Source organism: uncultured Maribacter sp., from assembly GCF_963975365.1.
Classification (GTDB): Bacteria; Bacteroidota; Bacteroidia; order Flavobacteriales; family Flavobacteriaceae; genus Maribacter.
On record NZ_CAXBGF010000002.1, the window covers coordinates 337,972 to 350,405 of the forward strand.

Consider the following 12,434-nt stretch of genomic DNA (forward strand, 5'->3'; position numbering starts at 1 on the left):
GGTATTTTCTGACTCACATTAAATGGTTAAACTGGTTTAATAACCGCAACTTAATCCTTTTTGCCACATATTTACTTCATCTTAGAACTCAAAATTGTAATAATGATTAGAGTATTCCTATAGTAGTTTAAAATACGTATCTTTTAAATGATAATTCTCTTTCGAACCTAAAATGAATATACCATGGTTAGTAATGAAAACATTATTAGAATAATTTTATTACTATTAATTTCACACTCCTGTAAAAGCGATGATATTGCCCCCTATTCTGAACCAACTAATGATATAGAAATTGGTGCTGAGACCGATGAATCTAGCAGTCAAATAAATTCTAATACAGGTGAAAATTCAAGTGTTTCTAACACAGGCTTAGAAGATATTACTTCTGGTTTCAGACAACTAATGACTATTTATGGATTTTCAGGTGCTCAAGTAGCTATCACTAGAAATAACAAAATAGTATATTTAGAATCTTTTGGTAAAGCAGATATTGATGCTAAAATTACCGTTAATGATAATTCATTATTTAGAATTGGGAGCATATCGAAGCCTATTACCTTAACTGCAATTTCAAAACTTGTAGCAGATGGCCAATTATCATTAGATGACCGTGTATTTGGCCCATCATCAATTTTAGGAACAGAATTTGGAGTTATGCCCTACGATTCTGAAGAAGAATCAATCACTATTGAACACCTTATTGAACACACGGCGGGCTTTACAAATTTCCCCATCGATATTATGTTCGATGATAATGATTTAACACAAGCAGAACTTATTACCAAAGTATTAGATGAAAGATCATTAGCCTCTGTACCAGGTAGTAGATATGAATTTTCAAATTTCGGATACAGCCTATTAGGTCGTGTTATCGAGAAAGTTACAAGAAAAACCTATGAGTCATATGTTAAGGAATTTATATTAGCCCCAATGGAAATTTCGAAGATGGCGATAGGCTTAAACACTAAATCTGAGCGTATTGAAGAAGAGGTTACTTATTATACGAATTTTGCAAATCCATATATTGATCCATATGGCATTAATGTCAAGCGAATGGATTCTCATGGTGGGTGGATAGCTTCTGCTAAAGATTTAGCCCTATTTGCAATGAAGTCGGACAATGAGGCTTCGGTTCCTGACTTTTTAGAACCTAAAGATAAACTTAGCTATTTAAAACGAAAGAGCTGGAATCACAATGGATATTTACCTGGTAGTATAAGTGTTTTAGAGGTTGGTTACCCAACATCGTTTGTTGTTTTGGTTAATAAAAGTGCTCCAGACTTTCTAGAAATTATTCAGGCAATTCGAAATTTTATGAGAGAAAAAGTAGAAAGCCGAACAGACTGGCCAAAAACAGACGTGGTAAATGACCTATAATTTAAAGCTATTTTAGTACATTTCTAAATACCAATAAACAACCTAAGACCATGAAAAAATCAATATTAATAATTGCTTTATTATCCATAAGTTTTCTTTATTCACAAGCACATAGCCATTCATCCGCTAAACCTTTGTCTTTTCCAGATATTCCTGGCTATAAAAGCCTAAAGACCGATCTACATATTCACACAGTTTTCTCCGATGGATATGTTTGGCCTAATATTCGAGTAATGGAAGCCTTACGCGACAACTTAGATGCTATCTCACTTACAGAACATTTAGAGTATCAACCTCACCTAGATGATATTCCACACGCAGATAGAAATAGGTCTTATACCATTGCATTGGAAGAAGCAAAAGAACATGACTTACTCATTGTTCATGGTTCTGAAATTACCCGTAGCGCACCTATGGGACATAACAATGCCGTATTTATAAAAGATGCAAACCCTATTCTTCAAGATAAAGCAGAAGATGCTTTCGCAGAAGCCAAAAAACAAGGAGCATTCGTATTTTGGAACCACCCAGCATGGTATAACCAAGCACCACAGGGAAACCCCATTCTAAGCGATTTTCAAAAAGAACGAATTAAAAAAGGAGAACTGCACGGGATAGAGGTTATTAATTCGGTGGATTATGCACAAGAATCGCTGGCATTAGCCTTAGAACATAATTTAACTATCATGGGTACTAGCGACATTCACGGACTAATTGATTGGGATTATACCGAAAAAGGAAATCAACGACCAATAACTTTAGTCTTTGCAAAAGAACGAAGTATAGCAAGCATGCAGGAAGCACTTTTTGATGGTAGAACGGTTGCTGTTTACAACGATTTAATGGTAGGTAAAGCTGAATTTTTAGTGCCGCTTTTACAAGCTAGTATTGTTGTAGAGAACGCTAGTTATGCCAAAAATACTCAAGTTCTTGAATTGGAATTAAAGAATACCACTAGTAGTGATTTACTTTTTCAAAACGAATCCAATTATTCGTTTTATGATAGTTCTCCGGTTTTTGAAATTGGTGCAGGTGAAACAAAAAAAATATCATTAAAAACTTTGGTTAAAAAAGATGAAATCACTTTAAAATTGAAAGCCTTAGGGTGTTTTACAGGTCCTAAAACACAACCCATTATTCAATGGGATATTAAGGCAAAATAGCGCATAACAAACTTCAAGATAAAATTTAAGGCAAAGTTTTCCTAGTGTATTATTGACAAACCTATCGATATTAAAATGAATAGGCCTTACTTTCAATTTTTGGATGAACAACTTAGTTATTCCTTACCATCTACATAATCCTGTAAATAAGTAAAACGCTCTGTCAATTTTCCATTCTGAGTCATGCGGGCTCTTTGTAGGACTCCATCTTTATCATTATTGAAAAAGGCAGGTATTACATTTTTAATGAACGCCTCACCGAAGCCTTCACTGGCATCGCGCGGTAGTTCACAGGGTAGGTTATCTACCGCCATAACAGCAATTGCTGTGGTTTTTTGATAATCTGTTTCAGTTTCAGATATGGGGTCATAACCATAAATCGGTTCTGCAATCGTTGATGGGCGTATGGTTGTCGCAACAGGACCATCAATATCACAACTAACATCCGCTACCACCCTTATTTTAAATTCAGGATGTTTGGCATCTTCCCTCGTAAAAAGATAAGGTGAACCCTGTCCATAAAAATGACCTGCAATATAGAAATCGGTCACCTTTGCAAATCGAAAAAAGTTAGACTTGTATTCTGAAGGATTGGCGAAAAAATCAGCTTTATTACCGCGAGCACCATCTTTTCTTTTGTTGTATTCCCCAGCATCTATTTGACAATAGACAGGTTCATTAAATGTTCCCTCAAGATATTCAGCAACATTTAAGCGTCGCATGCCCATACCGTCCAACATTTCCCTAGCGCCATTACCAACTCGACCCTTACCCGTTAAAAGTATTTTTATACTTGGCAACCTCAATTTTTTAAGTTCAGCGATTAAAGCCTCTTGGTCATCCAAATCATTAGCTTTTGGCAATTTGAACAATCCATATTTGAGTCCGTATGCTCTAAATCCATTATAAGCGCCAACAATACCTGCATACCTACCAAATGCGACTACACGTTGTTCTTGCTTATTGGTAATGACTTCATGATCATAAAGTTCAATGTTCTTTTCTAAAACAGCTTGTAGCAAATCTCTGTTATAAGGTTGCTTTTTAATGGTATGGGAAAAGAAAAAGTATTTTTTATTTGGAATCAGCGCATCGATAGGAACTTCCTTTACACCTATAAGTACATCACAATCAGTCATTTCATCGGCAACGGTAATACCTAGCTGCGTATACATATCATCAGAATACGCACGAATTGGTGACGGCTCTACTATCAATTCTGCCCGTTTATGTGATTTCAAGACTTTTTGACAGGCCTTTGGCGATAGTACTACACGTTTATCTGGTGGATTTTTACGTTCTCTAATGATTCCGAACTTCATATGGTATTTTGGTATAAATATTGTACTAAATTATACAATTAGAAACACTTCGGCTTAGGTCGTAATAAAAATTATTTGGGCTCGTAAACTTTTGTTAGCTTTGCTGCCCGCGTTAGGGATTGATGTGAGTACCATGTACTGCCGAAAACCCGACCATTTTGCAAAAAAGGGAACGTATAAATAGATAGTGTAAAGTTCATTAACATATTGGGGCCGACCGGTTTTGACAGCGAGACTAGTTGGAATGTAAGCATGCCGAGCGCTGATAAACAGCTCGTTAATCTCATTTTTCACACTTTTAATTGGCGAAAATAATTACGCTCTTGCCGCTTAATCCGAATTACAGTAGGATTTAGCCTCGTCCCTACTAGGTAGGGAAGCGAGATGTTCCTGAACAGCCCTTGTTGATGGCGGTTCTTATAGGAGCACCAGAAAAGTCAACATAAGGATACCTGCTCGCTTTGGCGGTATCACTAAAACCTTAAGAAGATAAGTTTGTATTGGGCGGTTTCTGGTCAGGTACTTATCGAAAATTAATCAGATACTACGCATGTAGAAAGCATTTTAATTACTTGTTTGGACGAGGGTTCGAATCCCTCCGGTTCCACTACTAAAACCACCTTAAGGGTGGTTTTTTTCGTTATACTGGCGAGATTCTAGCGTTTGCCTTCCGTTTTTCTGCATTTTAGTTACTGCTTTTTCTTTATTTTATAATTTAATTAGCAACAGCATTTGTCGTTACCTTTTGAAGTAAATCAGCAAGACCAGGACCTAACAATGGTTTTGAAATCACAGAAATGCATTAAAAATTTTAGTTTTTTCATACAGTTTGGTTTAATAAAAATTGGTTTAAGTGTTCGTTAAAAAACTTGGTTTGAAATGTTTCCTAAAACCGAAGTTTCATTTTAAGTTGCAAAAGTAGATTTCGAAATGCTGTTTACTATTAACTTAAAAACACCCTTACATTAGGAAATTATATTCCAATACAGGTAATATTATCAAGATGTTAAATCAACACTTGCTGCTTGTTTCATTAGAAACAAATTACTAATAAATAGGTGTTATTTTTCCTCTAAAAGACTGGAAATTTTAGAGGTGCCTGTTGTAAATCAACAAAAACTATAGACCTATGACCTTCATGATTTTATGAAAGATCTCGTTGTTTTCATAAACCCCTTGAAACTCTTGAGACATTGGCCCATAAGCAAAGATTGGAACCATCATAGCGGTATGATCTTGTGTTGTAAAATCGGCTTCAATCTCATGCTTGCTTAAATTACCTTGCGGAATTGTCAACCCACCCGTTTCATGATCTGCTGTAATAATGACCAAGGTATTTTTATCTGCATCGGCAAATTTTAATGCCTCGGTTATTGCTTTATCAAATGATATACTTTCAGAAATGACACCTCTTATATTATTCAAATGACCATAACTATCAATTTTAGCTCCCTCGGCCATTAAGAAAAAAGGCTTTTTCTTATTATTGAGAAAGGCTATACCGTTTTTTGTAGCTGATGCCAATTTTTCAACATGAGTTTCTATTGATTCCTCTTCACCATAATACAACCATGCACCTACCTTATTATTAGTACTTTTACCGATTGCATCGATATTGGTCATCATTTTAAAACCAGCATCTTCTATCCCCTTAACCTCGTCGTTTTTTTGAGCGATCAATAGCTTTAACTGATTTTCATGTAAATCTGCAGCAATACCTTCGACCATGCCCCGATCCGTGCGATGCGCATAAAATGAAGAAGGTGTGGCACCTGTTATATCGTCTGTAGAAATCACTCCCGTGTTAAACCCTTTGTTAGATAGAATTTCGGTGATATTGGGTATAGCTTCGCCATTTTTATCTGTACCGATAGCCCTATTATTTGTTTTCTGTCCGGTAGATATCGCCGTATCAGCACCGGCTGAATCTGTTGTGAAATCATCTGCAGACTGTGTTTTTAAGAACCCAATACTCTTTAATTGGGTCAAAGAAAGCTCGCCATTATTTGCCAATGTAGCAGACGATATTTGGGTAAGTCCGTTACCATCTCCAATTAATAGAATAACATTTTTTGGCTTCTGTTTTTTCTTATCCGATTCGAAAGTTGGTTGATACACTTTAGAAAAAACGGTATTCTGAACCACTCTTTCTTTTAATGTATTCAAATAAGAAACGCACTCATAGATCATATCAGTATTAATAAAATCGACATCCATAGCCGCAAATGCCTTCCAGGCAGATTTGGAATCTGGTGTTGCCCAAAATCGAAATGGTTTTTTTAATTCATGCGCTTTAGCTATAACATCGGTTACCGTTTTGTAATCTTCGGCCGTTAACCGCCCCTTGCCGTTCCACTCTGAAAAGTTCGCAAAACTTAAACTCACCATTCCCATTTTATCTAAAATGGCAACATCCGTTACCGGTTCTAAACTTTGATAATCAAAAGAAATGAACTGCGGGTAATTTACGTATTCGAATGGGTTTGGCCTATTACCTGAAATTAAGATAGAGATACTTTCATTTTCAATAATCATTGGGTATTCTTCCAAAACACCAACGATTACATCAAGGGTTTTATAAGCATCGGACTTTATATCTATTAATAATTGTAATGATTTATTATCGAACTGCGCTAGTGCCAAAGCCTCATTTAATGGCTCTAAATATAATCGTTGTAATGTTCTATTCTTATCAACTTCATTCAATTCATGTGCCACCAACAAATTACCATCGTGCAGAAACACATCAACCTCGATAGATTGTACCTCAGCAGCAAAAGCTTTCCAAAAAGGAATATTCTGCCTATAGTCGTTATGGGAATGTACCTTATAATCTTGAGCGGCACCAATACTCATTACTAAAACAAACAAGTAAACCGAAAGACGAAGTTTAGATTTCATAATAACAAGATGTAAAAAAGGTAATTTATAAAGGTTCAAAATTTTTCAAACCTAAGTGTAAACTTATAATATGCAAATTTTAAATCTAAAAATAACAATAGGTTTAAGCTAAAGCCAAAGAAAGATTAAATATTTCGAAATTTTCTTAGAACACAACTTTTTAGAACTAATAAAATTGATATGCAATTATAGGTTTCAATTCTGATAGTATCTGTTTTGGCCTATAGCCTACATTAGCGCGTAAATTAATTTAAAAAAAACCAATACATCAAGAGAAATGCACCGGTTATTCAACTATCTCAAACTAATTCAAACTTGCTGCAAAGATGTGCTCATTAATTTGTTTTAAGTTTAACTAAACATCCTGGTTACTTAAAATCGATTGGATATGCCAACATCTTATTACTATCTATTTTCATATTCAAGATCCTTAATAACGTTGGGGCAATTTGATTCGTGTATAATTGCTCATTACTTGCTTCACCTGTAACCTCTACATTAGGACCTAAAATAGCCAACCACGTATGTTCTGCACCATTAACATCGATTCCATGGCTGGTCCATTTGGAATCTTCTTGAGCACCCTTTCCCCTACCGTGATCCGTAGTAATTATAAAATAGGTATTGTCTTTATAAAAAGGATCATTTTGAACATAATTCCATAAATCGGCAATCAATGCATCGGTATTTTGTAATGATTTCATGTAAAAATCGAACAAGCCACCATGTGCGAAATCATCGGTTTCACCGTATGAGATGTATACCAATTTTGGCTTGTTTTTTTGTACATATTCTTTTGCAAAATGATGTGTAAAAACATCTAAACGAACGCTCTCCCAAATAACTGGTGCCTGCCGCTGCATTTCATTTAAGAATTTTTCTTTTTCGTTCAAATCGCCCGTTGCATCCATATAACCGGCATTTACAGGCACACCACTTCTTTTGTCGTTAATGATGAACGGAAATACATCCCAGCTACCAAAAGCAGCCACCTTACCCTTATAGATATCCGAGCTATTAGCTGTTTCTAAAATGGTCACATTCTTATTATAATTTTTATCGTTACTGTCAATATTCCCATCATCTGCCCTACCCGTTAAAATTTCATTATAACCAGGGTACGAAAACAGCATTTTATTGGTAAGATCGACTTTACTTCCTTTATTCCTATTTCCATGCAGTTGACCTTCTTTGGCAATAGTATTCCAGAAGAAAGGCATTAACATTTCTCTGCTTTCTGCTTCTGAACTACCAACAAACTTTTTGGTCAATAAATCTTTGTCTTGGGTATAATCGCTTTTTAATAAATTGGTATCAATACCTGTAAATACATCTTGCCAACGCACCCCGTCTAATGTAATTAAAAACACATTCGGATTCTTGTCTTGTTGCGCTTCTATTGTCATTGTAGTCAACAAAACCATAACAACGGTCATTTTCAATAATGCTTTCATAAGTGATTTAGTTTTTAGTAGTAAATGATTGTGTTGTAGACCAGTCGCTCCAATTTAAATATTGATCCCTATAACGTACACGCCAAAAGTAAGCGGTATTTGGTTGTAATCTTCTAGTAGGCTCATCGGTTAAATCATCACCCTTTTGGCGGTCTTCCAAATAATACCAATTTTCGGACTGTTTCCAGCTATCCAACACCAAATTGATAAAATCATCAGAAGTTGAAATTTGCCATTGCGAAGCTGCATGATAGGCATTCTCAAAAGTACTTTTAAAAGGCTGTGCCTTTAGCATATCTCCCGTAAATTCTATAGCTCCTTTAGGTGATACGGTTATAGGAATATTTGGTTTATGCTCGTTCGCATAAATCGTAATTTCATCGGTCTGTTCGTTTTCTCGAAATACATTTTCGTTACCACGGCTAATTCTTTTAATGGTAAATTTCGGATTCGTTTTATTGTCATCTACTTCAACCATAACAAAGCCGTATTCATCTTGGGTAACACTGAACTCATCATAATCCCTACCTTCAAACTCGCCCCAGTTATCAATAGCACCACCAGCTGTAGCAACATTGATCCATAAGTGTTTATGGTCTTTAGATTGCCCACGAGAATAGCCATGTGTATGTCCAAAAAAGTGCAGACTTGGCTTCCCTGTTTCAGTAGTAAACTCCTCCAACATTTTCACCACTTTACCTGAAGTTTCCTCTTCACCGGGAATCCATAATTCTGATTTGTGCGGATGATGTAATTGCGCGAATACAAAATCGATGTCCCCGTTCTTCGCTGTTTCTTCCAACAAAGATTTTAGCCATGTAAATTGCTCTCCATTATCTCGATACCCTTCATTTGAATTCAGTCCTATTATTCTGGTATTGCCATAATCTTTATACCACCAATGCTCTGCATATGCCGGAGTTCCGTTTTTGGGAAGACTGAAATATTTGAAATAAAAGTTAGAATTTCGCTCATGATTACCCAGTACCGGGTAAACGGGCACTTCTGAAAACAAGTTCTTAGCCGGTTTAAAGAAATTATTTTGCCATTGCTCATAATTAGCTCCATTTTCAACCAAATCACCAGCTATTAAAACCATTGCTAAATCATCTGGCACCTCATTACCATATTCCAATTTTAAAAATGGTAAAATTCCCTTGTTGACTATTTCATTGAACTTATCAGGATTCTGGTGGTCTATTTGCATATCACTCATCGCCAAAAGATTAAATGATTCATGATCGCTGGCAAATGGCGGAGTTTTAAATTGATATATATCCGATACCAACTTTCCTGTCCGTACACGATAATAATACTCGGTAAAGCGTTTTAATCCTGTAATTTTCACTTCATGAATACGAGATTCGGTGAAATTAATATCAATAGCAACTCCCGTAGCTTTTTTGCCCAATTTAGGCGAAGTACCATATTCTACAGCACTTTCCTCTCCCTCAGAAGTCTCCCACATGATGGTTATTTCACTAGGATTTACATTTTGCAAATAGGGCTCTACCACAAAAGTCGGTTTTTTTTGCGCATAGGTAACAACTCCCATTAACAAGGTAGCTGCCCAAATAAATTTATATATTTTCATAAGTCATTAATTACTGACGCTAGCTAGCGCATTATCTAATATTTGTATCGCATTTTTTAATTCTTTTCGAGAAATGGTCAGTGCCGGTGCCAATTGTAGCACATTGCCCGCAGACACCTTAAAACTTAATCCGTTTTTAAGGCATTCATACATTACCTGTTCCGCTTGATGCACTGCTTTTTCTTTGGTATTTCTATCTTTCACTAATTCTACACCCCACAATAATCCACGACCACGAACATCACCGATCAATCCATATTTATCTTTTAAAATGTTAATGGCCGTAAACATGGTCAATGAGTCACCAGCAACCTTATGAAGTATCTTCTCTTCCTCAATAATCTCCAAAGTTGTTAATGCAGCCATAGCACCGAGTGGACTCTTTTCATGGGTGTAATGCCCCAAAGATATATCTGGGAACTGGTTATATCGGTCACGGGTTACAATTGCCGCTTGTGGAAAAATTCCTCCACCTAATCCCTTTCCTAAACATAGAATATCTGGTTCAATATCATAATGCTCGAATGCGAACATTTTACCGGTTCTACCCAATGCAATCGGTATTTCATCTAAAATAAGAATTACGCCATACTTATCACATAATGCTCGTGCATCTTTCCAAAATTCAACTGAAGGTAGTTGCACATCTGTATTACGGACAGTTTCTGCTATAAAGGCACCGATATCGCCTTCTTTGGCAAACACATATTCTAAATGCTCTAAACACTTGTTTTGATCACCTTCAAAAATTCCGCGATAAGATACTGGTGGCGGAATTCTTTCTATACCTGGCATCATAGGCCCCATATATTCACGAAATACCGCTTCGCCACCCACACTTATAGCATCTAATGAGGCACCATGAAAAGAATCCCAAAATGATACTACCTTAAATTTACCTGTAATGGCGCGTGCTAATTTTAATGCGATACCTATTGCCGAGCTTCCATTGGGCGTCATTAAAACCCTATTCAAATCTGAAGGTAGAATCGATGTCAATTTCTCGGCAAAATTGATGGCGGTTTCATTGGTATATCTCCGGGTACTAAAGGTCAAACCTTGCAATTGTTCTGTTAAGCGCTGCACCAATTTTGGATGTGAAAACCCCAATTGATGTACATTGTTACCATGAAAATCCAAATATTTCTTGCCAGATATATTCTCGATATAAGCCCCTTTGCAATCTCCCAACACATCTAAACAAGGTGTGGATAACGCTTGATGGAAGAAATAACGCGCATCTTTTTTGAGCAATTTTTTCGTTTTTATATCGGTAATACCCGCTGCCCATTCCTGTCTGGCAACGGTACCATTGATATCGCCTTCTGTACGTTTGTTCTGACCCTGTAGCTTGTTCACTTCCTTATCTTGATTCATATGGTCCATATTTGGCTACTATTTCCCGTTTCACGGTTGCATCATTCAATATATAAATCTCATACGAGTCTCCCTTTTGATGCACACGTAAAACAATATGACCGTTCTGACTTTTATATTGATTTAAGCGACCACCAATTACATCCTTCAGTGGTTGTAGCATTACGGTAGAAAAAATATCCCGTTCTCCAGGATGCAGTTTTTCAGAGGTTATTCTTCTAAGTACTTCTTCCCCGGGATGATCGGACGACCAATTTTGTTGAATCCATACCCGTGGGCGAATTGTCCGTACATAATCCAAATTTTGAGAATCCCGATTTCCATGATGATTCAAAGTAGCAACATCCATCGGACCTACAACAGGAGCAATTTGGGATTCTACCGAATTAATATCCGTACCTCCATATTCATCTATACCACTAATATCACCACCCGTAAAATAATCGAACTTACCATAACTGATTTTCAAGCAAATGCTTAATGTGTTTTCTCCAGGATATTCCCCCTGCTTTAACAGCGCTAAAGTATCGGACATAACTCCAGTCCAAATAGTGCCATTTACGGCTATATTCTGTACAGAAAAATCTGGATATGTCCGAAAATCATGTTCCAATCTGATTTGATTTTTTTGGCCGGAAATAAACTTTTCATAAACTAATCCATTTTTTTTATGTTGAAAATCCAAAAAGCTCCAATAATTTTTTAGGGTAGGAATCATGCCGTAAGCATCTCTTTTAAATCGGTCTTGGTTTTGAATAGTTTCACTTGTAAGGTCTATTGGATATGAAAAGCCACGATCAATCATTTTTTTAATCGGAAGAAAATGACCTACTTCCGTAATACCTGTCAGATAATAATTTCCTTCCATTGCTTTTAGTCTAAGGCTATCCATCTCCCCAAAATGATCATCGTGATAATGCGTAATCAAGGCATAGTTTAATTCCCTATTATTTTCCTTCGGAAGAAATTGTTCGATATAATCCACGATCCAACCCGATGCAGATTTACTATTGTTAGGTATTCGCTTTGCATTTCTAGCGGATAAGGTCCTAGAATGGATATCTGAAATATCACCAGCATCTACCAATAACGTTGTTCCATCCGGTAAAATGGAAAAAGAGGCATCGCCCCTACCGGTGTTGATATGATGAATGTCCAACATACCCGGTTCCCAGGGCGGCAATTGCTTATCCGTAGTTTGCGAAAGACAAGCAGTCATCATACCTAGGAACAAAATTAAAATCAC

8 protein-coding genes and 1 other RNA gene are annotated in these 12,434 nt (G+C 36.4%); 3 read left to right on the forward strand and 6 right to left on the reverse strand.

Going from position 1 to position 12,434, the window contains the following annotated elements; all coding sequences use genetic code 11:
• Nucleotides 1–183 precede the first annotated feature (183 nt).
• Together AACZ49_RS04565 and AACZ49_RS04570 are read left to right on the forward strand one after the other, a co-directional pair.
• On the forward strand, nucleotides 184–1,377 hold the full coding sequence (locus AACZ49_RS04565; RefSeq protein ID WP_339652131.1) for a serine hydrolase domain-containing protein: 1,194 nt from the start codon (nucleotides 184–186) through the stop codon (nucleotides 1,375–1,377).
• 50 nt (nucleotides 1,378–1,427) lie between these two features.
• Nucleotides 1,428–2,540 carry an Sb-PDE family phosphodiesterase gene (locus AACZ49_RS04570; RefSeq protein WP_339652133.1) on the forward strand — a complete coding sequence of 371 codons (1,113 nt, stop codon included), beginning with the start codon at nucleotides 1,428–1,430 and terminating at the stop codon, nucleotides 2,538–2,540.
• A gap of 116 nt (nucleotides 2,541–2,656) precedes the next feature.
• Here AACZ49_RS04570 and AACZ49_RS04575 read toward each other — a convergent pair whose 3' ends face one another.
• Nucleotides 2,657–3,862: an NAD(P)-dependent oxidoreductase gene (locus tag AACZ49_RS04575; protein ID WP_339652136.1), complete on the reverse strand. Its 1,206-nt coding sequence runs from the start codon at nucleotides 3,860–3,862 to the stop codon at nucleotides 2,657–2,659.
• A gap of 209 nt (nucleotides 3,863–4,071) precedes the next feature.
• Here AACZ49_RS04575 and ssrA point away from each other — a divergent pair.
• Nucleotides 4,072–4,472: a transfer-messenger RNA gene (ssrA, locus tag AACZ49_RS04580) on the forward strand.
• Nucleotides 4,473–4,981: 509 nt separating this feature from the next.
• Here ssrA and AACZ49_RS04585 read toward each other — a convergent pair.
• The 5 genes from AACZ49_RS04585 to AACZ49_RS04605 form a co-directional block, all read right to left on the reverse strand.
• Nucleotides 4,982–6,763 carry an alkaline phosphatase gene (locus AACZ49_RS04585; RefSeq protein WP_339652138.1) on the reverse strand — a complete coding sequence of 594 codons (1,782 nt, stop codon included), beginning with the start codon at nucleotides 6,761–6,763 and terminating at the stop codon, nucleotides 4,982–4,984.
• 368 nt (nucleotides 6,764–7,131) lie between these two features.
• Nucleotides 7,132–8,217 (reverse strand): phosphoglyceromutase, encoded by a 1,086-nt coding sequence (locus AACZ49_RS04590; RefSeq protein ID WP_339652140.1) that lies wholly within the window; start codon nucleotides 8,215–8,217, stop codon nucleotides 7,132–7,134.
• 7 nt (nucleotides 8,218–8,224) lie between these two features.
• On the reverse strand, nucleotides 8,225–9,811 hold the full coding sequence (locus tag AACZ49_RS04595) for a metallophosphoesterase family protein (RefSeq protein ID WP_339652142.1): 1,587 nt from the start codon (nucleotides 9,809–9,811) through the stop codon (nucleotides 8,225–8,227).
• A gap of 6 nt (nucleotides 9,812–9,817) precedes the next feature.
• On the reverse strand, nucleotides 9,818–11,188 hold the full coding sequence (locus tag AACZ49_RS04600) for an aspartate aminotransferase family protein (protein WP_339652143.1): 1,371 nt from the start codon (nucleotides 11,186–11,188) through the stop codon (nucleotides 9,818–9,820).
• Nucleotides 11,175–12,410: a hypothetical protein gene (locus AACZ49_RS04605; protein ID WP_339652144.1), complete on the reverse strand. Its 1,236-nt coding sequence runs from the start codon at nucleotides 12,408–12,410 to the stop codon at nucleotides 11,175–11,177. The genes AACZ49_RS04600 and AACZ49_RS04605 overlap by 14 nt, the downstream gene beginning before the upstream one ends.
• Nucleotides 12,411–12,434 lie beyond the last annotated feature (24 nt).